Annotated in this window: 18 protein-coding genes; 5 read left to right on the top strand and 13 right to left on the bottom strand. The window is 67.9% G+C overall.

Translation table 11 applies throughout. The annotated features are described in order from the left end of the window. Nucleotides 1–90: 90 nt before the first annotated feature. The 8 genes from WDC82_RS03005 to WDC82_RS02970 form a co-directional block, all read right to left on the bottom strand. Nucleotides 91–582, bottom strand: a complete 492-nt coding sequence (locus WDC82_RS03005; protein ID WP_340115770.1) for a F0F1 ATP synthase subunit B — start codon at nucleotides 580–582, stop codon at nucleotides 91–93. Next, nucleotides 582–1,073 carry a F0F1 ATP synthase subunit B' gene (locus WDC82_RS03000; RefSeq protein ID WP_340115769.1) on the bottom strand — a complete coding sequence of 164 codons (492 nt, stop codon included), beginning with the start codon at nucleotides 1,071–1,073 and terminating at the stop codon, nucleotides 582–584. Before WDC82_RS03000 ends, WDC82_RS03005 begins: the two co-directional genes overlap by 1 nt. Nucleotides 1,074–1,165: 92 nt before the next feature. After that, on the bottom strand, nucleotides 1,166–1,390 hold the full coding sequence (locus WDC82_RS02995; RefSeq protein ID WP_340115768.1) for a F0F1 ATP synthase subunit C: 225 nt from the start codon (nucleotides 1,388–1,390) through the stop codon (nucleotides 1,166–1,168). 74 nt (nucleotides 1,391–1,464) lie between these two features. Next, complete coding sequence (locus WDC82_RS02990) at nucleotides 1,465–2,208, bottom strand: F0F1 ATP synthase subunit A (RefSeq protein WP_340115767.1); 744 nt, start codon at nucleotides 2,206–2,208, stop codon at nucleotides 1,465–1,467. A gap of 10 nt (nucleotides 2,209–2,218) precedes the next feature. Next, nucleotides 2,219–2,620: an AtpZ/AtpI family protein gene (locus WDC82_RS02985; protein WP_340115766.1), complete on the bottom strand. Its 402-nt coding sequence runs from the start codon at nucleotides 2,618–2,620 to the stop codon at nucleotides 2,219–2,221. 239 nt (nucleotides 2,621–2,859) lie between these two features. Further along, nucleotides 2,860–6,324: a chromosome segregation protein SMC gene (gene smc / locus WDC82_RS02980; RefSeq protein ID WP_340115765.1), complete on the bottom strand. Its 3,465-nt coding sequence runs from the start codon at nucleotides 6,322–6,324 to the stop codon at nucleotides 2,860–2,862. 109 nt (nucleotides 6,325–6,433) lie between these two features. Then, complete coding sequence (locus WDC82_RS02975) at nucleotides 6,434–7,120, bottom strand: thioredoxin domain-containing protein (RefSeq protein WP_340115764.1); 687 nt, start codon at nucleotides 7,118–7,120, stop codon at nucleotides 6,434–6,436. Between the two features lie 130 nt (nucleotides 7,121–7,250). Further along, on the bottom strand, nucleotides 7,251–7,835 hold the full coding sequence (locus WDC82_RS02970; RefSeq protein ID WP_340115763.1) for a DUF721 domain-containing protein: 585 nt from the start codon (nucleotides 7,833–7,835) through the stop codon (nucleotides 7,251–7,253). A gap of 58 nt (nucleotides 7,836–7,893) precedes the next feature. Between WDC82_RS02970 and mutY the strand changes: the two genes are divergently transcribed. Together mutY and WDC82_RS02960 are read left to right on the top strand one after the other, a co-directional pair. Continuing rightward, nucleotides 7,894–9,036 carry an A/G-specific adenine glycosylase gene (gene mutY, locus WDC82_RS02965; protein ID WP_370661524.1) on the top strand — a complete coding sequence of 381 codons (1,143 nt, stop codon included), beginning with the start codon at nucleotides 7,894–7,896 and terminating at the stop codon, nucleotides 9,034–9,036. Between the two features lie 65 nt (nucleotides 9,037–9,101). Beyond that, the gene (locus tag WDC82_RS02960) at nucleotides 9,102–9,965 is read left to right on the top strand and encodes a DMT family transporter (protein ID WP_340115762.1); all 864 of its coding nucleotides are present in this window, start codon (nucleotides 9,102–9,104) and stop codon (nucleotides 9,963–9,965) included. On the opposite strand, the gene WDC82_RS02955 is transcribed toward WDC82_RS02960, so the two are convergent. Beyond that, nucleotides 9,962–11,107, bottom strand: coding sequence for a DSD1 family PLP-dependent enzyme (locus WDC82_RS02955; RefSeq protein ID WP_340115761.1), 1,146 nt, complete (start codon nucleotides 11,105–11,107; stop codon nucleotides 9,962–9,964). The genes WDC82_RS02960 and WDC82_RS02955 overlap by 4 nt on opposite strands. An 82-nt stretch (nucleotides 11,108–11,189) precedes the next feature. Then, nucleotides 11,190–12,608 carry a diguanylate cyclase gene (locus tag WDC82_RS02950; protein ID WP_340115760.1) on the bottom strand — a complete coding sequence of 473 codons (1,419 nt, stop codon included), beginning with the start codon at nucleotides 12,606–12,608 and terminating at the stop codon, nucleotides 11,190–11,192. Between the two features lie 272 nt (nucleotides 12,609–12,880). On the opposite strand from WDC82_RS02950, the gene WDC82_RS02945 reads away from it, so the two are divergent. The 3 genes from WDC82_RS02945 to WDC82_RS02935 all read left to right on the top strand — a co-directional run bounded on the left by WDC82_RS02945 (nucleotide 12,881) and on the right by WDC82_RS02935 (nucleotide 15,961). Beyond that, the gene (locus WDC82_RS02945; protein WP_340115759.1) at nucleotides 12,881–14,095 is read left to right on the top strand and encodes an ammonium transporter; all 1,215 of its coding nucleotides are present in this window, start codon (nucleotides 12,881–12,883) and stop codon (nucleotides 14,093–14,095) included. A gap of 23 nt (nucleotides 14,096–14,118) precedes the next feature. Further along, complete coding sequence (locus tag WDC82_RS02940) at nucleotides 14,119–14,457, top strand: P-II family nitrogen regulator (RefSeq protein ID WP_340115758.1); 339 nt, start codon at nucleotides 14,119–14,121, stop codon at nucleotides 14,455–14,457. 223 nt (nucleotides 14,458–14,680) lie between these two features. Further along, entirely contained in the window at nucleotides 14,681–15,961 is a 1,281-nt protein-coding gene (locus tag WDC82_RS02935; RefSeq protein WP_340115757.1) for an Hsp70 family protein, read from the top strand. Nucleotides 15,962–15,974: 13 nt separating this feature from the next. On the opposite strand, the gene WDC82_RS02930 is transcribed toward WDC82_RS02935, so the two are convergent. The 3 genes from WDC82_RS02930 to WDC82_RS02920 all read right to left on the bottom strand — a co-directional run bounded on the left by WDC82_RS02930 (nucleotide 15,975) and on the right by WDC82_RS02920 (nucleotide 19,167). Beyond that, a complete protein-coding gene (locus tag WDC82_RS02930) occupies nucleotides 15,975–17,012 on the bottom strand; it encodes a site-specific DNA-methyltransferase (protein WP_340116946.1) in 1,038 nt (345 codons plus the stop codon). A gap of 150 nt (nucleotides 17,013–17,162) precedes the next feature. Next, nucleotides 17,163–17,816 (bottom strand): ribonuclease HII, encoded by a 654-nt coding sequence (locus WDC82_RS02925; protein WP_370661539.1) that lies wholly within the window; start codon nucleotides 17,814–17,816, stop codon nucleotides 17,163–17,165. A gap of 43 nt (nucleotides 17,817–17,859) precedes the next feature. Further along, nucleotides 17,860–19,167: a cation:proton antiporter gene (locus WDC82_RS02920; RefSeq protein WP_340115755.1), complete on the bottom strand. Its 1,308-nt coding sequence runs from the start codon at nucleotides 19,165–19,167 to the stop codon at nucleotides 17,860–17,862. Nucleotides 19,168–19,192 lie beyond the last annotated feature (25 nt).

Here is a 19,192-nt window from a genome sequence, read left to right as displayed (position 1 = left end):
TCCGATATCAATGCGCCACCCGTAACGGAAAACGCCCGGTCCTCTTTCGAGAACCGGGCGTTTGTCGTTTCAGGGACTGAACCGCGGCGCTTAGTGCAGCTTGCGGCCGAGATCCTTGATCGCCTGGTCGACCATGGCCTGGTCGCGGGTCGGGTCGACGTTCTCGCTCAGCAGCTTGGCGGTCGCCGCGATGGCGATGTCGACGGCCTGGGCGCGCACCTCCTGCACCGCGTTGGTCTCGGCCTGGGCGATCTTTTCCAGGGCGGTCTTCTCGCGGCGGGCGAGGGTCAGCTTCAGGTCCTCGGCGGCCTGCTTGCGCAGCAGGTCGGCCTCGTGCTTGGCGCTGGCCAGCAGGTCCTCGGCCTCCTTGGCCGCGTCGCGCTGCTTGCGCTTGTACTCGGCCAGCGCCTTCTGGGCTTCCTCGCGCAGGCGCTGGGCCTCGTCGAGCTCCGCCTTGATGCGCTCGGCGCGCGCGTCGATGCCGGCGAGGATCGGCTTGCTCGCCTTCCACACCATCAGCGCGACGAAGACGACGAAGGCAATGGCGACCCAGAAGGTCGGATCGTTGAACAGGGCCGACATCAGCGCTTGCCTCCCATCACGGAGCTGACGGCGCGGGCGATCTCCTGATCGCCGGCCTTCACGCCGATGAGCTTCTCGGTCGCCGCGGCGACCACCTCGCTCACGGTGCCTTCCAAGCTGGCCAGGGCGGCCGTCTTGGCATCGGCGATGCGCGCCTCGGCTTCCTCGGTCTGCTTGGACAGCTTGGCCGCCACATCGTGGCTCTGGCGCTCGGCCTCGGCCTTCATCTCGTTCTGAGTCTTCTGCAGCACGGCATGGGCCGAGGCCTGGGCATCGGCGCGCATCTTTTCGTACTCGGCCAGAATGGTCTCGGCCTCGTCCTTCAGGGCGGCGGCCTTCTTCAGGTCGTCGTCCAGTTTACGCTGCCTCGCCTCCAGGACATCGGCGATGCGCGGCAGGGCGATGCGCCAGATGACCAGGTAGAGGATGCCGAACGTGATCGCCAGCCAGAACAGCTGAGTCGGCCAGACGGCAGGATCGAGTTGGGGCATGGCCCGCGTCCTCTCACTCTGTCAGGGATGATGCCGGCGGAAAGCCTTCGCCGGCGGCCTTTGGCCGCCGGCCAGCCTTCCCGCGGCGGCGCTTAGCCGAACAGGATGAGCAGCGCGATGACCAGCGCGAACAGCGCGATGGCTTCCACCAGCGCGAAGCCCAGCATGGTCATGGTGAAGACCTCACCACGCGCCGCCGGATTGCGGCCGACCGCCACGATGAAGGACGAGAAGATGCTGCCGATGCCGATACCGGAGCCGATCACGCCGATGACGGCCAGGCCGGCGCCGAGCATTTTCGCGGCTTCAAGTTCCATTGTTAAAGCTCCCTTTGACGTAAAAGCTGGAAATAGCAGGTTGACGGATGAACGCCCTGGCTTGCCCCGAAACCTTAGTGGAGGTGCAGTGCGTCGTTGATGTAGAGGCAGGTCAGGATGGCGAAGACGTAGGCCTGGAGGAAAGCGATGAGGATTTCCAGGCCGGTCAGCGCCACGACCAGCGCGAAAGGCAGGATGCCGAAGACGCCGAGCAGGCCGATGAAACCGGCGATCACCTTCAACAGGGTGTGGCCGGCCAGCATGTTGGCGAAGAGACGGACCGAAAGGCTGATCGGGCGCGAGAGGTAGGAGATCACCTCGATCGGGATCAGCAGCGGCCACATGGCGAGCGGCGCGCCGGGCGGCACGAAGAAGGAGAAGAAGTGCATGCCGTGCTTGGCGACGGCCAGGATCGTCACCCCGATGAACACCAGAGCCGCCAGCGCGAAGGTCACGATGATGTGGCTGGTGAAGGTGAAGCTGTAGGGCAGCATGCCGAGCAGGTTGCCGAACAGGATGAACATGAAGAGGGTGAAGATGATCGGGAAGTAGCGGCGGCCCTCGGCGCCCACCGTATCCGAGATAAGCCCGGCGATGAACTCGTAGGACATCTCGGCGAGGCTCTGCATGCGCCCGGGGACCAAGGCGCCGCGGCGCATGCCGAGGATCAGGAAGGCCGAGATCAACACCAGTGCGGCCACCATCGTCAGCGACGAGTTGGTGAACGTCAGGGTACCGATTTCTCCATGGCCGCCCGTCGGGAAGATGCTCTTGATCTCGAACTGCTCGAGGGGGCTATGTGCGCCGGCTTCAGCCATTCTTCAAACCCTATCCGTCCAACTTGTCGTCAACGTCTGTCCCTGTGCCGGTTCGCCCGGAGGCTCCCTTTTGGGAGTTATCCTCCTTGGGAGAGAGCGCTCCCTTGCGATAACCGACCTGACCGCCCAGTCTCCCGACCACCCGGAAAACGTTCATAAACCCTGCGGCGGCGCCGAGTACGAAAAACAGCAGCAAGAACCAGGGTTTGGTCCCCAACCACCAATCGAGGAGCAGGCCGATCCCGACGCCGACGATCAGCGCCGAAACGATCTCAACCCCGATCCGCATGGCAAAGGCAAGTCCCTGCCCCTGATCCTGGGGCCGCGCCTTCGTCTTGCGCCGCTTGGCTTCCGCCGCACGGAGATCTTCGTCCAGCTTTGCGAGAGATGGCAGGGGAGGGTCGTCTTTCATGAGCCGCCTTCTTTACCCCCTGGCCCGATGCCCGCTTCTCCCCAAGGAATTACTGTGGCCTGAGCTGAATTCGCGCGCACAGTATGAAGACTCCCCCGGCCTGTCAAGGCGAAGAAACCCGCCGGAATCGCCCGGATTCGAGCGGTTTTGCCGGGTTTGCCCGGGCAGCGGGTCACGGATATGCCGCGTTGCGGCAAAGTAACTGAAAAGATGCCCCTTTAGGCGGTTGCGCCCCGGGCTTAAGCGCTTTCGCGGAAACGGTCGGCGGACTCCAGGTCGACCGAAACCAGCTGGCTGACGCCGCGCTCGGCCATGGTCACGCCGAACAGGCGGTTGACCCGGGCCATGGTCATGCGGTGGTGGGTGATGAGCAGGAAACGGGTGCCGGTGGCCTTGGTCAACTCGTCGACCAGGGCGCAGAAACGGTCCACGTTGGCGTCGTCGAGCGGGGCGTCCACCTCGTCCAGCACGCAGATCGGCGCCGGGTTGGTGAGGAAAACGCCGAACAGCAGGGCCAGCGCCGTCAGCGCCTGCTCGCCGCCGGACAACAGCGACATGACCTGCAGGCGCTTGCCCGGCGGGCTCGCCATGATCTCCAGGCCGGCGGCCAGGGGATCTTCCGATTCGGTCAGCTTGAGGTGGGCCCGGCCGCCGCCGAAGAGGCGCACGAAAAGCTCCTGGAAGTGGGTGTTCACCTGCTCGAAGGCGGCCAGCAGGCGCTCGCGGCCCTCGCGGTTCAGGCTGGCGATGCCCTGGCGCAGGCGGGCGATGGCGTTTATCAGGTCGGCGCGCTCCGACTGCATGCCGACGATCTGCTCGTCCAGCTCACGGGCCTCGACCTCGGCGCGCAGGTTCACCGCGCCCATGTTCTCGCGTTCGCGGATCAGGCGGGCGAGCTTGGCCTCGACCTCCTCGCGCGGCGGCAAGTCCTGGCCGTCCTCGATCTCGGCCACCTGCAGGGCGTCCTCCAGAGCGCAGTCCAGCTTCTCGCGCACCTTGGCGATGACGGTATCGAGAGTCTGGCGCGCCTGGGAAACGGCGCCCTCGGCGCGGATGCGGTTCTCACGGGCGGAGATGAGGCGGGCTTCCTCGGTCTTCAGCGCGCGGTCGGCTTCGCCCAGACGGGTCTCGCCGGAAGCCAGCGCATCGGCGGCCTGGCGGCGCCGGGCCTCGGCCTCGTCGATCAGATCGGAAAGGGCGGCGCGCTTCTCCCCCAAAACGAGGGGGATCTCCGCCAGCTTCTCGATATCCGCCACGGTGGCGGCGCGGCGCTCTTCCAGCTCGGCCAGATGGGTCTTGGCCTCGCCGGCGCGGCGCTCCCAGGACTGGCGCTCGGTGGTGATGTCCATCAGGCGGCGGCCGCGCGCCTCGATCTCGCGGCGCAGCTGGTCCAGGCGTCCCTGGCGCTCGACCAACGCGGCGCGCGCGGCGGCGAGTTCCTCGCGCAGTTCGTCGGCGTGCTGGTGGGCCAGGTTGAGGTCGGGCAGGCCGGCCTGCTCCTCGCGGGCCTGGGCCAGGGTGGATTCGCTCTCGGAGACGTCCCCGCCGAGGCGCGCCAAGCTCTCGTCCAGGGCGGCGAGGCGGGAGGCGACGGCCGCGGCGCGCTGCGCGAGGTCGCCGTGCTGCCGTCGGGTGGCGTTGACCGCTTCGAAGGCCTCGCCCTCGGCGCTGCGGGCGGCGCGCTCGGCGGCGGCAGCCTGCTCGACGGCGGATTCCAGATCGCCGTGGTCGGCGGCGGCGCGTGCGGTCTCGCGCGCGACGTCTTCCAGGGTGGCGCTCAGCTCGGCGACGCGGTTGCGCTGGGCCATGCGCTGGGCGGCCGCAGTCGGCGCCTCGGCGCGGGCGGTGAAGCCGTCCCAGCGCCACAGGTCGCCTTCCTGAGTGACCAGGCGCTGGCCCGGCTGCAGCTGCGCCTGCAGGCGCTGGCCGGCCTCTCGGTCGGCCACCACGCCGATCTGCGACAGCCGGCGGTCCAGCGCCGCGGGGCCGCGCACCACGCCGCTCAGAGGCTCGGCGCCCTGCGGCAGGGCAGGCACCTGGGACAGCGGCCCCAGGGTCTGCCAGTGAACCGGCGCGGCCTCGTCGGCGGAAACCGTCAGATCGTCGCCCAAAGCGGCACCCAGGGCCGCCTCGTAGCCCGGCGTCACCGTGACGGCGTCGACCACCGGCGGCCACATGTCGGCTTCCGCCGGCTCCAGGATTGCGGTCAGCGCCGCGATCTCGGCCTCCAGCTTGGCTTGGCCGGCCTCGTGCTCGCGCAGGCGGCTGCGCGATTCGGCTTCGCGGCGGCGCGCTTCCGCCGTCGTCTCGGAGGCGGCGGTGCTCGCCGCGCGGTTCTCGGCCAGGCGCTGCTCGGCGATGGCCAGCGCCTCGGCGGCGGCCTCCAGTTCATCTTCGGCGACGGTGTCGCGCTGCAGGGCCTCGCGCTGGGCCTGGGCCTGCTCGCGCTGCTGGCGCAGGCGCTGCAGGCGCTGGGTCAGCTCGTCGATGCGCCGCTGCAGGGCGTTGGCGCGGGCCTCGTCCTCGGCGATCTTCTTGGTGACGGCGTCGAGCGCCTTTTCCTGTTCATCGCTGCGGGCGGCCGCGGCGGCGCGCTCGTCTTCGGCGGCGGCGCGGGCTTCCTGCTCGCCCTCGGCAGCGGCGGTCAGGCCGGCGCGCTCCTGGTCCAGGCGCTGCTGCGCTGCATCGGCGTCCCCGGCCAGGGCTTCGGCGCGCGACTTGTCGCCCTGCAACTGGGCCAGGCGTTCCTCGGCGCGGGCCCTGCTTTCCCTGGCCTGCGCTTCCTCGCGTTCCAGGGTGTCGCGGTCGACCCTCAGGCGCTGCAGCGCGGCGGCCGCCTCGGCCTCGGCTTCGCGCAGCCCCGGCAATGACGCTGCCGCCTCGGCCTGTTCGGTGGACTTCACCGCGGCGGATTCGGTCGCCGCGGCGACGGCCTGCTCCGCTTCTGCGAATTTTTCCTCGCTGCGCGCCAGGGCGGCCTTGGCCTCGCTTCCTTCCAGGTGCAGGGCGATCGCCTCGGAACGGCGGATCTGGTCGGCCACGTTGCGGTAACGCGTCGCCTGGCGGGCCTGCTTCTTCAGGCCCTGCAGCTGCGACTCCAGGGTCGTGATGACGTCGTCCAGCCGCTCCAGATTGGTCTCCGCCGCGCGCAGGCGCAGCTCGGCCTCGTGGCGGCGCGAGTGCAGGCCGGTGATGCCGGCGGCCTCTTCCAGCAGGGACCGGCGGTCGGCCGGCTTGGCATTGATGATGGCGCCGATGCGGCCCTGGCTGACCAGCGCGGTTGAGTGGGCGCCGGTGGCGGCGTCGGCGAACAGCAGCTGCACGTCGCGTGCGCGCACTTCCTTGCCGTTCACCCGATAGGCCGAGCCGGAGCCGCGCTCGATGCGGCGCACCACCTCGATCTCGTCGAAGTCGTTGAACATCGCCGGCGCGCGGCGCTGGCTGTTGTCCAGGGTGATGGTGACGTCGGCCACGTTGCGGGCGGGGCGGTTGGAGCTGCCGGCGAAGATGACGTCGTCCATCTCGCTGCCGCGCATGCGCTTGGCCGAGGTTTCGCCCATGGCCCAGCGCAGGGCCTCGACCAGGTTGGACTTGCCGCAGCCGTTGGGGCCGACGACGCCAGTGATGCCCGGCTCGATCACCAGGTCGGTGGCATCGACGAAGGACTTGAAGCCGCTTAAGCGAAGCTTGGTGAACTGCACCACGCCCGGCTATGCCTCCAGAACTTCAACGCGCCGCGCCGCGCATCGCGTCATAAAAGATCCCATCGCTGACTATGCTCTCAAAGACTTTTCTTGTCGGCGGCGCCGCGGATTACGACGCCTTGCTGGCGGCAGCTTCCAGCACCTTGTTGAACTCTTCGTAGGTCTGATTGCCGACCACCGGGGTGCCGTTGACCACGAAACTCGGAGTCGACGCAATGTTGTATCTGTCGCGGCCATCGGTCTGGCGCTTCAAAATGCGGTCGATGACTTCTTCGTCGCTGACACAGAGCTGGTAGGCCTGGGCGTCGAGCCCGGCGAGCGCCGCGTACTGCCCGATGACCTGCAGCGGGTTTGCGTTGGCGGCCCACTTCTCCTGGTTCTTGAACAGCACGTCGAGGAAGCCGAAAAAGGTTTCACCCTTCATGCACTCGGAAACCGCGGCGGCACGCAGCGCCAGCTGGTCCAGCGGATAGTGGCGGAAGACCATGCGGGCGCGGCCCTCTTCGATCCACTTCGCCTTCACCTCCGGCAGGGTCTCGCGGTGGAAGGCACCGCAGTGGCCGCAGGTCAGCGAGGCGTATTCGATGAAGGTGACCGGCGCCGCGGCGTCACCCAGGATGTGGTCGTCTTCGTAGATCGGCATGTCGCCGGCGGCGGTCGCCAGGACCATGCCGCCGGGGGCTTCGGCGGTTGCTGTCTGCGGCGCCTTGCGCCCAGCCGTCATCCACCAGGCGCCGCCTGCGGCGGCACCGGCGGCGACGACGCCCAAACCGATCACAATGTTCCGTCTTTTCATGGCTCAACCTACCAGATGTTGTGCATGCTAGAGGGCAGTTTCAGATTCCACAAGCGCCCTTTTCCCTTGCAAAAGCGCGCTTTTCCGCCCCGTGAGGTCCCGCTCTATGTGGTCGCGCGCGCGGCGGATTCTATGGCTTTTTCGGGCCCCGATTCCGTTTTTCCCGCAGCGAGCGGCCGAGCCCTTCCAGGGCCTCGCGCAGGGCCGGATCGGCGACTGTGGATAGTTTGGCCGCCAGGGACGCCTCCAAGGGGGCCCGGGGTCCCTTGCGAGTCTCCCGGCGGGCACCGGCAACGCCATGCTCCAGGCGCGGCAGCGGGCCCTGCTGCAGCACCAGGCGGGCGACCGCGCGGTAGCCGAAATAGCCGTTGATGCGCTCCAGCACAAGGGGCTCCAGGTGCTGTACTTCCAGCGCCCAGCCGGGCGCCACGCGCAGGGTAAGGCGGCCGTCGACGGCTTCTCCGGCTTTGGGGAAGCGCAATTGGCGGGGGCGGCAGTGCGCGGCCAGTTCGGCGCCGACGATGGCCGGCCACTGGCGGGCGATGTCCGCGCCGGTCAGCCCACGGCGCGCGAAGGCGCGTTTGGTCACCGTGCCGAGACTGCCGCCCAGCGCCCTAAGGCCGCTGCTGCGCCGGTCGGCACCCGGTGAATCGCGCCGGGCAACGCCGGATGAGGCGCGCCGGGGGGCGCCCGATGAGGAGGGGGAATCCGTCATTGTCGCGGTGACAAATGCCTGCTTTGCCGTGAATTGCCCGCTTAGTATAGAGGAGGGTATGGCCCCTGTCGCATCCTCAAGGACCCGATCACCGGCAAGTGAGGGTTCTCAGCAAACCCGCCGGCGGGATCCCCGCGCGGCGGCACGCCTGCTCGACTGGTACGACCGGCACGCGCGGCGGCTGCCGTGGCGTTCGCCCCCCGGTGACGCGCTGCCTGACCCATACCGGGTCTGGCTCAGCGAGATCATGCTGCAGCAGACCACCGTGGCCACCGTCGGTCCCTACTTCGCCGCTTTCCTCGCCCGCTGGCCGACGGTGGGCGATCTCGCCGCCGCACCGCTGGACGACGTGCTGACTGCCTGGGCGGGCCTCGGCTATTACGCCCGCGCCCGCAACCTGCACCGCTGCGCCCAGGTGGTCGCAACCGAGTTGGGCGGCGTCTTCCCAGACTGCGAAGCGGAACTGCTGAAGCTGCCGGGCATCGGCCGCTACACCGCTGCCGCCGTCGCCGCCATCGCCTTCGGGCGCCGCGCCGTGGTGGTGGACGGCAACGTGGAGCGCGTGGTCGCCCGCTATTTTCGGGTCGAAACGCCGCTGCCGGGGGCCAAGCCCGACCTGCACCGCCTCGCCGACACCTTGACCCCGGACGACCGTGCCGGTGACTTCGCCCAGGCGATGATGGATCTCGGCGCCACGGTCTGCCTGCCGCGCGGCCCCAAGTGCCTGCTCTGTCCGCTGGAGGCGGATTGTGCTGCGAAGGCGGCGGGGGTCGCACAGGAATTGCCGCGGCGCCAGCCCAAGGCAGCCAAGCCGACCCGCCGCGCCGTCGCCTTCTGGCTGCAGGGGCCCGGCGGCGCGTTGCTGCTGCGCCGCCGCCCTGAAAAGGGCTTGCTGGGCGGCATGATGGAGGTGCCCTCCACCGACTGGCGCGCGGCGCCCTGGGACGACTCCGAGGCGGAGAGGGCGGCGCCGCTGGCGGCGTCCTGGCGCGAACTGCCCGGCGTGGTGCGCCACACCTTTACCCATTTCCATTTCGAGGTGACGGTCTGGGCGGCACAGGCCGATAAGAGGCAGGCCGACACGAGCAAAGATCTGGACGGCCGCTGGGTTGCCCTCGATGGCCTTGCGGACGAGGCGCTGCCGACGGTGATGCGCAAGATCATCGAGCACGGACTCATTCATACCGCTGCCGGATCATGACCGGGTCCGTCGTTGCCCAAGAGCGCGATCCCATCGCCGGGAGCCCCCACTCTGAAGGCAGGGGGATGCTGCTGGGCTTCATCGGCGTGGCGGTGTTCAGCCTCACTCTGCCGGTGACACGGCTTGCCATGGCCGACAGCGATCCGGTGGTCTTCGGCCTCGGGCGCTCGCTGTTGGCGGCCGCGGTGGCCGCTGCGATCCTGCTGGCGACGCGCCAGCGCTGGCCGCGCGGGCGGGAGTGGCGCGCGCTGGCGGTGGTCGCCGCCGGCGTCATCTTCGGCTTTCCACTGCTCTCCGCCTGGGGCATGCAGCGGGTGCCCGCCGCCCATGGCGGCGTGGTGCTGGGCATTCTGCCGCTGGCGACGGTCATGGCCAGCGTGGTGATGCTGCGCGAGCGGCCCTCGCTGGGCTTCTGGCTGGTCTCGCTCACCGGCGGCGCGGCGGTGGTGACCTTCTCGCTGCTGCGGGGCGGCGGGTCGCCCTGGTCCGAGGCGGGCATCGGCCACCTGGCGTTGCTCGCTTCGGTCGCCTGTGCCGCGGTCGGCTACGCCGAGGGCGCGCGGCTGACCCGCAGCCTCGGCGGCTGGCAGGTCATCTGCTGGGCGCTGGTGCTCGCCTTTCCGCTGCTGCTGGTGCCGGTGGTGCCGGCTGTGATCGTGCACGGCCTGCCCGGCTCACCCCAGAGCTGGGCCGCCTTCCTCTACGTCGCGCTGTTCAGCCAGCTCTTCGGATTCTTCGCTTGGAACCGCGGCCTTGCCCTGGGCGGCGTCGCGCGGGTCAGCCAGGTGCAGCTGCTGCAGACCTTCCTCACCATCGCCGCCTCGGCGCTGCTGCTGGGCGAGGGTATCGATGCCATGACCCTGGGCTTTGCCGTCTTCGTGGTGGCGTCTGTGGCGATCGGTCGGCGCCTGCCGGTGAAGCGCGCTTAGGCCGCGGCCCCTCTCGCCTCGATCGGCCAGGCGTCGACCAGGGTGTCGCCGCGGACGCAGTGGTACCAGTCGAAGCAGTTGATGGTCGGATCGCAGTGCGGCACCACCAGCGCCACCAGGTCGCCGGGCCGCAGGGGTTCGTTGTGGCCGCGCGGCAGCGCCAGCTCGCCGAACTCGTCGCCGCTGCAGCTGTAGCGCGTGCCCTCCGGTGCGCCGAAGGCGACCCGCGGTGCGGGGCCGTCCATGGCCAGGCTCTTGGACCCGGCGTCGATGGTAGCGATGCCCTCATGGCAGGCGCTCACGACCCGGGCATAGACGCAGAGCGCGTTGCGGAAGCGCCGGCTGGCGTCACCGGTCAAGTCGACCGCGTCGTATTCGACGTCCGACACGATATAGGAGCCGACCTGCAACTCGTTCAGCACCCCGGCGGCGGGGTCGATGGCGTGGGTGCCGGTGCCGCCGCCGGTCATGATCGGGCAGGGATGGTCCGCCGCCTCCAGCGCCGCGCGCACTGCGGCGAGGATGGCGAGGCTCTCGTGAGAGGCGCGGCGGCGCGCCTCAAAGTCGGTGATGTGCTGCACGCCGCCGGCATAGCCTTGCAGGCCGTGCAGTTTCAGGCGGGGGGCGGCGGCGATCCGCTCGGCCAGGGCGAGCGCCGCTTCGGTGGAGGTGACGCCGGTGCGCCGCAGGCCGACGTCGACGTCGATCAGCAGCGCCAGATCGTGGCCGGCCGCTTTTGCCGCGGCGGCGAGGTCATCGACGTTGCCGGCGTCGTCCACCACGACCATGAGGTCTTCGCATTGTGCGGCCAGCGTCATCAGCCGCGTGACCTTGCGTGCGCCGACGACCGGCGAGGTCAGCAGGAAGCGGCGGAGCCCCGCAGCGTTCAGCGCTTCGGCTTCGGCCAGCTTGGCGCAGCACAAGCCCAGCGCGCCGCGTTCCATCTGCAGCCGGCCGATGGCGGCGCACTTGTGGGTCTTGGCGTGGGGCCTCAGCGCGATGTCCTGGCTTGTGGCCCAGGCCGTCATGGCATCGAGGTTGGCCTCCAGCACGTCGAGGTCGAGCACCAGGGCGGGGGTGGTGATGTCGCGCCGCCCGCCGGGACGGCCGATGAGGTCGCGATCGAGAAAAACTTGGGGCATGGGAATCGCCGATGACTGAAGACGGCGCAGCCTATCGCGCGGGGGCTCTCCCGCCCAAAGGAAAACGGGCACGGGCTAGGGTTTAGAGCGCAGCCTCCAGCGGCGCGAAGTTGGCGCGCTGGAACTGGACCCGGTTGCGTCCGGCCGCCTTGGCCGCGTAGAGCGCGGTGTCGGCGCGCGACAGTGCGGACTCCAGGCTGTCGTTGTGCACGTCGATCTGGGTGCCGCCGATGCTGATGGTGGTCCGCACGATGCCTTTCTCCGTCGCGACCTCCAGTGCTTCGATGGCGCTACGCAGGCGTTCGGCGGCGATCTCGGCGGCAACTTCATCGGTCTCCGGAAACAGCACGGCGAATTCCTCACCGCCGTAGCGGCACACCAGGTCGTGTTCGCGCAGGGTCGCGTTGGCTTCCTCCACCAGGCGCCGCAGCACCCTGTCGCCCGCGGCATGTCCGAAGCCGTCGTTGATCCGCTTGAAGAAGTCGACGTCCAGCAGAATGATCGAGAGCGGCGCCTCGTAGCGGCGCGCGCGGCGCAATTCGCGGTCGCCCGCGTCGAGGAAGAGGCGGCGGTTCATCGCACCGGTGAGCGGATCGGTGGTGGCCAGGCGCCGCAGGGCGAATTCGCGCTCCTTCAATTCGGTGATGTCGGTGCGGAAGCCGACCAGGCCGCCGTCCCCGGTACGCCGCTCGACGATGCGGATCCAGCGGCCGTTGGGCAGCTCCTGTTCCAGCGGCCCCGGGGTCGCGCGGTGAAGCTGCAAGCGATTGCGGATCCAGGCTTCCTCGTTGCCGGCTGCTGCGGGGTATTGTCCGTTGGCCACGCCGCCGCGGATCACTTCCTCGAAGGGAGTGCCCGGCACCATCAGGTGGGCGCTCTCGGCATAGATCTCACGGTAGCGCTGATTGCACATCTCCAGGCGGTCGTCGGCATCGTAGTAGACGAAGCCGTCCGGCAGCGCTTCAATGGCGTCGAACAGGCGGTCGCGGGCCTGCTGCTCGCGCTGGGCTAGGGCGTGCAGTTCCATCTCGTCGATGACGATCTGCGCGAGGTCGTGCAGCAGCACGCGGTCCTCCTCGGAGAACGCGCGCGGCGTCTGATCGACGATGCAGAGCGCTCCCATGTTGTGGCCGTCCGGGCTGCGCAGCGGCGCCCCGGCGTAGAACCTTATGCGGGGGTCGCCGGTCACCAGGGGGTTCTCGGCAAAGCGCGGGTCGTACCGCGCGTCGGCCACGACCAGGACGTCGTCGCTGCAGATGGCGTGGGCGCAGAAGGAAACCTCGCGGGGAGTTTCCACCGCCTCGAGGCCGATCTTCGACTTGAACCACTGGCGGTCCTCATCGACGAAGGAGACCACGGCGATGGGCACCTTCAGCAGGCGGCTGGCCAGCCGGGTGATGCGGTCGAAGGCCTCGTTCGGCAGCGTGTCCAGAATCCGGTACCGCCGCAGCCGTTCAAGGCGCTCTTGCTCGTCCGCAGGAATCGGGATGGCTGCCGGCATGGGGACCCTTGCCACATGGAGATAATTGTACTGGCTAGATTTCCAATCGTATCATTTGCTTCCTTACTAAAGGCTTTCTCCGTTGTGGACTAATTCAATTATAGATTGATAATTCGGCAGGCTGATTGTCGTCGTGGCATTTCCCCTTCCTGCTGCGGTGGGGTGATCCGCCAGTTGCAGCGGCTGCCCCGCTCGGCTATCCCTCATTCGTATAATAACGAATTGCCGTGCTGTCCGGCGCCAAGCGCGGGCCGGCTCTTGGGGGAAATCCGATGACAAACAGTGGCGATACCGCCTGGATCCTGACGTCCACGGCGCTGGTGCTCCTGATGACTTTGCCGGGGCTGGCGCTGTTCTATGCCGGGCTGGTGCAGGCCAAGAACGTCCTTTCGGTGCTGATGCACTGCATCACCATCGCTGCCCTGGCCTCCGTCGTCTGGGTGATCTGCGGCTATTCGCTGGCTTTCGAGGCGGGCAATGCCGTCATCGGCGGCCTCGACCGGGTGCTGCTGGCCGGGCTGGAGCGCGGCGCCGCGTTCGACGGCACTGGACTGCCGGAGAGCGTCTTCATCATGTTCCAGATGACCTTCGCCATCATCACCCCGGCGCTCATCGTCGGCGCCTTCGTGGAACGCATCCGCTTCGGCGCCGTCATGGTCTTCTCGGTGGCCTGGCTGCTGGTGGTCTACGTGCCGGTCACCCACTGGGTGTGGGGTGGCGGCTGGCTGGCGGGGCTGGGCGTGATGGACTACGCCGGCGGCATCGTGGTGCACGTGACGGCCGGCGTGTCGGCGCTGGTGATCGCCGCCATGCTGGGTGCGCGCGACGGCTTTCCGCGTTCCATCCGCCCGCCGCACGCGCCTTGGATGGTGATGGTCGGCGCCTGCCTGCTGTGGGTCGGCTGGTTCGGCTTCAACGCCGGCTCGGCGCTTGGCGCCGGCGGCGATGCCGGCATGGCGATGCTGGTGACGCATCTCTCCGCTGCCGTCGGCTCGCTTACCTGGCTGGTCATCGAGCGGTGGCGCTTCGGCAAGCCCAGCGTGGTCGGATTCGTCACCGGCACCATCGCCGGCCTCGCCACCGTCACGCCGGCCTCCGGCTTCGTCGGTCCCCTGGGCGGCATTCTGCTGGGCCTTGCCGGCGGCATCGTCTGCTACCTCGCCGTCGACCTGGTGAAGCACCGCCTCAAGATCGACGACTCCCTCGACGTGCTGGCGGTGCACGGCGTCGGCGGCGCGACCGGTACCCTGCTGGTCGCGTTTCTGGCCTTCCTGCCGGGCGGCACCGGCGTCAACGCGGAAGGCGGCGCGATGAGCCAGCTGGTGGTGCAACTCGCCGGCGTCGGCGCCGTCACGGTGTGGAGCGCGCTCGCCACCTTCGTCATCGTGAAGGTCATCGCGATGACCATCGGCCTGCGCGTCAGCAAGGAGCAGGAGATCGAAGGCTTGGATTTCACCGCCCACGGCGAAACCGCCTACAACCCCTGAGCGGCCATAAGGAGGCAACAGCCATGAAATACATCACGGCGATCATCCAGCCGCACCGCCTGGACAAGGTGCGCGAGGCGCTGGGCGCCATCGGCGTGCACGGCATGACGGCCAGCGACGTCTACGGCTACGGTCGCCAGAAGGGCCACACCGAGGTCTATCGCGGCGCCGAGTACGAGATCAACTACGTGCCCAAGGTCAAGATCGAGATCGCGGTCAGCGACGGCCAGGCCGAGGCGGTGGTCGAAGCGGTCACCGAGGCCGCGCGCAGCGGCAAGATCGGCGACGGCAAGATCTTCGTGTTCGACCTGGACGAGGTGCGCCGCATCCGCACCGGCGAGACCGGCGACAACGCGCTTTAGGCAGGTCGGGACGACGTTGCAGCGTGATTCGGCGACGGCGTCGGCTCCGCGCCGCGTTAGTGCGTCCGAATTCGACTCTGCCTTCATTGCCGTAGCATTTGGCCGGGTCTATCGCTAGAAGCTTTGGACCGGGCAAGTGTGCGGGAATCGAAGATGCCCTCGAGGCATCTGCCGCCCCGCCGCGCGCCGGTGCCTCGCCAGTTGAAGCGGACTCGCAAAACCAATGAATTCCATCGTAGCCGGGCTGGACTTTGGCACGTCGAATTCGGCGATCGGATTCGCCACCGACAGGGCTCTTCAACTGCACCGCTTCGAGCGCGGGGGACATTCCGTACCGACAGCGCTGTTCTACGACGAAGACGAGGCGGTCTTGGTTTGCGGACACGAGGCGGAAGCGCGCTTCCTCGATGGTCATGAGGGGCGCTATCTGCGCGCCCTGAAAAGCATCCTTGGAACCAGTCTGGCAGAGGAGTCGACGCGGATGGGCCGGCGTGCCTGGCCGCTGCGCGCATTGCTGGCGCACTTTCTCACCGACCTGAAGAGCAGCGCAGAGAGATCCGCTGGCGCGGAGATTTCGCGTTTGGTCGCGGGGCGTCCAGTCCGCTTCGTCGACGAAGACGACAAGAAGGACGCAGAAGCAGAAGCGCTGTTGCGCGATGTTCTGGAGAAGTCTGGCTACAGCGAAGTGCGGTTTGTTTACGAACCGGTTGCGGCCCTTATCGATGCAGAAGCGAACATGGGTGATCCGAAATACGTCCTGGTCGCCGATATCGGGGGCGGCACGTCGGACTTCTCGGTGGCGCATCGGTCGGCGGGTCGATCCTCGCATGACATCGGTGGATTCGAGATTCTTGCCAATCACGGCGTGCATATCGGCGGTACCGACCTAGACAGGCGCCTTTCCTTGAAAGCGGTCATGCCGATGTTCGGCTACGGATCCGAGATGCGCGCCCTCACTTCAGACGACATTCTGCCGGTTCCGCCGCGTTACTACCGCGACCTGGCGACCTGGCAGAAAATCCACTTCTGCTACACCCAAGCGCTTCGCCGGGAAGTCCGTGAGGTGATGGGCCAGGCTCTGGAGCCTCAGAAGATTGCGCATCTTCTCATGATTTTGGAGCGGCGGCTCGGCCACAGGCTCGCCAACGCCGTCGAGCGGGTCAAGATCGCCCTCAGCGATAACCCGACCGCCCGGCTGAACCTTCCTGACTTCGACGGTTTGGGGGCGATCGACGTGAGCCAGGCGGCTCTGTCGCAGTACTTCGAACCTCAGTTGGAGCGAATCGGACTCTCGGTCGGCAAGACGCTGGAACTTGCCGGCGTACCCGCGGAACGTATCGATCATATCGTCCTGACCGGCGGGTCGACTTTGCTGCCGGAAATACGCCGGACCATCCTGGATGTCGTGCCCAATGCACGCCTCGTCCCCTCAGATCCGTTTTCGGCTGTCGCAAAGGGCCTGACGAAGGCGGCGCAGAGGGCCTATCTGGCAGCCCCCTGCTGAATCCGCGTCCGCTTCAGTTCATCGTCTTGGGCAGGTTGGCGCGCAGTTTCTGGCGCAGCACGTCGATCGAGACCGGCTTGCCGTCGGTGATGACGTGCCAGAACGACCAGCCGTTGCAGGATGGTGCGCCCTGCAGGTGGGCGCCGACCTGGTGGATCGAGCCCTTGAAGTCGCTGGTGATGAGGGTGCCGTCGGCGCGCACCTTGGCGCGGAAGCGCTTGTCGGGGCCGTGCAGCACGGTGCCCGGTTCCAGCAGGCCGTGCTCTATCAGCCAGCCGAAGGGAATGCGCGGCTCGCTGCGCTTGCCCGGCGTCTCGATCAGTTCCAGGTCGGTGATCGGCTGCACCTGCGCGATGCGCTTCTTGGCGGCGGCGATGTAGTCGGGGTCGCGCTCCAGGCCGATGAAGTGGCGGCCCAGCTTCTTGGCGACGGCGCCGGTGGTGCCGGAGCCAAAGAAGGGATCCAGCACGGTCTCGCCCGGCCTGGTCGCCGCCATGATGACGCGGTGGAGCAGGGCTTCGGGCTTCTGGGTCGGGTGCGCCTTTTCGCCCTGATCATTCTTCAGGCGCTCGCCGCCGCTGCAGATCGGGATCAGCCAGTCGCTGCGCATCTGCAGGTCGTCGTTGAGGCGCTTCATGGCGTCGTAGTTGAAGGTGTAGCGCGCGTCCTTGTCCTTGGCCGCCCAGATCATGGTCTCGTGCGCGTTGGTGAAGCGCCGGCCGCGGAAGTTCGGCATCGGGTTGGTCTTGCGCCACACCACGTCGTTGAGGATCCAGTACTCGAGATCCTGCAGCGCGGTGCCGACGCGGAAGATGTTGTGGTAGCTGCCGATCACCCAGAGGGTGCCGTTGTCCTTCAGCACGCGGCGCGCGGCGCGCAGCCAGCGGCGGGTGAAGTCGTCGTAGACGGCGAAGCTGTCGAACTGGTCCCAGGCGTCGTCGACGGCGTCGACCTTGCTGTTGTTGGGACGGTGCAGATCGCCCGCCAATTGAAGATTATAGGGCGGATCCGCGAAGACCATGTCGACCGAGGCCTCCGGCATGGCCTCCATCAACGCGATGCAGTCGCCCTGCTTGACCACATCCTTCTGCACTGGCTGATCCCCCTCTATGCGCCCCCGGGGCGGTACGCCGTCCCCGATTCGGCGCGAAGCGGGCATCCTGAGTCAAGCCGAGTCGCGCGTCAAGAGAGTCTTGGTGACTCAAGCCTTTAGCAAAAGGGCTTCACGTACCGGTCGAAACGAGCGTCGGTGCAGGGGGGTGATTCCCAGGCGGGCGATGCCGGCGCGGTGCTCCGGTGTGGCGTAGCCCTGGTTGCGTTCCCAGCCGTATCCCGGGAACTGCTCGGCAAAGGCCGCCATGGCCCGGTCGCGCGTCACCTTGGCGACGATGGACGCGGCGGCGATGCTGAGAGAGAGGCTGTCACCGGCGACGACGGTACGGCCCGGGCAGGGCAGGGCCTTGGGCAACTGGTTGCCGTCTATCAGCGCGGTGTGCACGCTGCGGATCGGCTCCCGGGCGCCGAGGGCGGCAATCAGCCCCTCGGCGGCGCGCCGCATGGCCAGGAGAGAAGCCTGCAGGATATTGATGCTGTCGATCTCCTCGACGCTGGCCTCACCGACGGCAACGACCGCACAGGCGCTGGCTTCGTCGGTCAGCGCCTCGAAGATCGTGTTGCGCAGTTGCGCCGAGAGCTTCTTGGAATCGTTGATGCGGCAGGCCAGTGCCGGGTCGAGGCGCCCGTGATCCAGCCATGCCGCGCCGGCGGTGACGGGGCCGGCCAGCGGCGCGCGTCCGGCTTCGTCGATTCCGATGATGATGTTGCCCTGGTCCTGACCCAGTTCCAGTTCAAGCACGAAATCCGGCACCCTCGCCCCTTTCCCCATGGTTCGGCCGTTCCTATTCGGCCGATGAGTCCCCCGGCGACGCCCGGTCCTTGCGCAGGCGGGCCAGCCAGGCCGCGATGATGCCGCGCGAGCGGCCCAGTGCCAAGGCCTCCGGGCCGATGGTCAGACGAATGGTCTCGCGGCCCGAGGTGATGCCCAGCAAGGCGATGCGGTGCAGGCGGCGCGCGGCCTCCAGCCAAACCGGGCTCACCATCAGCGACAGCACGGTGACGGCGACCAGCATGCGGTGGCTCTCCCAGTCGATGGCGCCGACGGCAAGCCCTTGCGCGGCCAGAATGAAGGAGAACTCGCCGAGCTGGGCCAGCAGCACGGCGGAGAGGAAGGCGCGCGGCCAGGTCTCGCCCAGGGCGCGGATGAGGCCGATGTTGAGGGCGGTCTTCAGCACCGCGACGAAGAGCACCAGCATGACCACGGTGCCGAGGTTGGCCCAGATGTACTGGATGTCGATCAGCAGCCCAATGGTGAGGAAGAAGACCATCAGCAGAACCGCCTGGATCGGCTCGGTGTAGTGGATCATGGCGCGGCGCAGGGTCGAGTTGCCGATTACCAGGCCGGCCAGGAAGGCGCCGTAGGAGGCCGAGAGGCCGAGCAGGCCGGAGACCGCCGCGGCGCCGAAGCAGAAGGCGAGCCCGGCCAGCGGGGTCAGCTCCGTGTTGCGCCCGACCCCCTTGGCGAAAGGCAGGCGCACGCGCTTGCGCTTGCCGAGATAGGCGATCATCAGCGCCAGGAAGACGATGGAGATGACGATCTTTCCAATGGCCAGGGCACCGATGCCGCCGTCGCCGTGAAAGGCGCCGATGATGAGGATCATCGGGATCACCGCCAGGTCCTGGGCGATCAGGATGCCGATGGTGACGTAGCCGACGCGGGTGCGCTTCTCGCCGATCTCCTCCAGCATCTTGATCGCGACGGCGGTCGACGACAGCGCCACCACGAATCCGACCACCACGGTCAGCGCCATCGGCCAGTCGAGCAGCAGGCCCAGGAGGTACATGCCGAGGAAGGCGACGACGATCTGGAACGCGGTGGTCAGCACCGCCACCTTCCACACCGCGCGGAAGTCGCGCAGGTTCAGCTCCATGCCGATGAAGAACAGCAGCATGAGGACGCCCAGCTCGGCCAGCAGCTGGACCTGCTCGCGGCTCTGCACGAAGCCGAAGCCGGAGGGGCCGAGCACTGCGCCGGCGATGATGTAGCCCAGCAGGATCGGCTGGCGGAAATGGCGCATCAGCAAGCCGCAGGCCATCGCGCCCACGACGACGATGGCCAGTTCGGTGATGTTGCTGGTGTGGCCTTCCATGCCGGAAAGCTAACACAAATCAGCG

The organism is Pelagibius sp. 7325, from assembly GCF_037652055.1.
In the GTDB taxonomy this organism is placed as follows: domain Bacteria; phylum Pseudomonadota; class Alphaproteobacteria; order Kiloniellales; family Kiloniellaceae; genus Pelagibius.
The sequence above is the reverse complement of the archived record's forward strand: the minus strand, read 5'-3'. Positions and strand labels throughout refer to the sequence as shown.

Excerpts from the sequence above, each read along its gene's own strand:
- WDC82_RS03005 (WP_340115770.1), bottom strand. The coding sequence starts at position 582 with ATGTCGGCCCTGTTCAACGATCCGACCTTCTGGGTCGCCATTGCCTTC.
- WDC82_RS03000 (WP_340115769.1), bottom strand. The coding sequence starts at position 1,073 with ATGCCCCAACTCGATCCTGCCGTCTGGCCGACTCAGCTGTTCTGGCTG.
- WDC82_RS02995 (WP_340115768.1), bottom strand. The coding sequence starts at position 1,390 with ATGGAACTTGAAGCCGCGAAAATGCTCGGCGCCGGCCTGGCCGTCATC.
- WDC82_RS02990 (WP_340115767.1), bottom strand. The coding sequence starts at position 2,208 with ATGGCTGAAGCCGGCGCACATAGCCCCCTCGAGCAGTTCGAGATCAAG.
- WDC82_RS02985 (WP_340115766.1), bottom strand. The coding sequence starts at position 2,620 with ATGAAAGACGACCCTCCCCTGCCATCTCTCGCAAAGCTGGACGAAGAT.
- WDC82_RS02975 (WP_340115764.1), bottom strand. The coding sequence starts at position 7,120 with ATGAAAAGACGGAACATTGTGATCGGTTTGGGCGTCGTCGCCGCCGGT.
- WDC82_RS02970 (WP_340115763.1), bottom strand. The coding sequence starts at position 7,835 with ATGACGGATTCCCCCTCCTCATCGGGCGCCCCCCGGCGCGCCTCATCC.
- mutY (WP_370661524.1), top strand. The coding sequence starts at position 7,894 with ATGGCCCCTGTCGCATCCTCAAGGACCCGATCACCGGCAAGTGAGGGT.
- WDC82_RS02960 (WP_340115762.1), top strand. The coding sequence starts at position 9,102 with ATGCTGCTGGGCTTCATCGGCGTGGCGGTGTTCAGCCTCACTCTGCCG.
- WDC82_RS02955 (WP_340115761.1), bottom strand. The coding sequence starts at position 11,107 with ATGCCCCAAGTTTTTCTCGATCGCGACCTCATCGGCCGTCCCGGCGGG.
- WDC82_RS02950 (WP_340115760.1), bottom strand. The coding sequence starts at position 12,608 with ATGCCGGCAGCCATCCCGATTCCTGCGGACGAGCAAGAGCGCCTTGAA.
- WDC82_RS02945 (WP_340115759.1), top strand. The coding sequence starts at position 12,881 with ATGACAAACAGTGGCGATACCGCCTGGATCCTGACGTCCACGGCGCTG.
- WDC82_RS02940 (WP_340115758.1), top strand. The coding sequence starts at position 14,119 with ATGAAATACATCACGGCGATCATCCAGCCGCACCGCCTGGACAAGGTG.
- WDC82_RS02935 (WP_340115757.1), top strand. The coding sequence starts at position 14,681 with ATGAATTCCATCGTAGCCGGGCTGGACTTTGGCACGTCGAATTCGGCG.
- WDC82_RS02930 (WP_340116946.1), bottom strand. The coding sequence starts at position 17,012 with ATGGAGGCCATGCCGGAGGCCTCGGTCGACATGGTCTTCGCGGATCCG.
- WDC82_RS02920 (WP_340115755.1), bottom strand. The coding sequence starts at position 19,167 with ATGGAAGGCCACACCAGCAACATCACCGAACTGGCCATCGTCGTCGTG.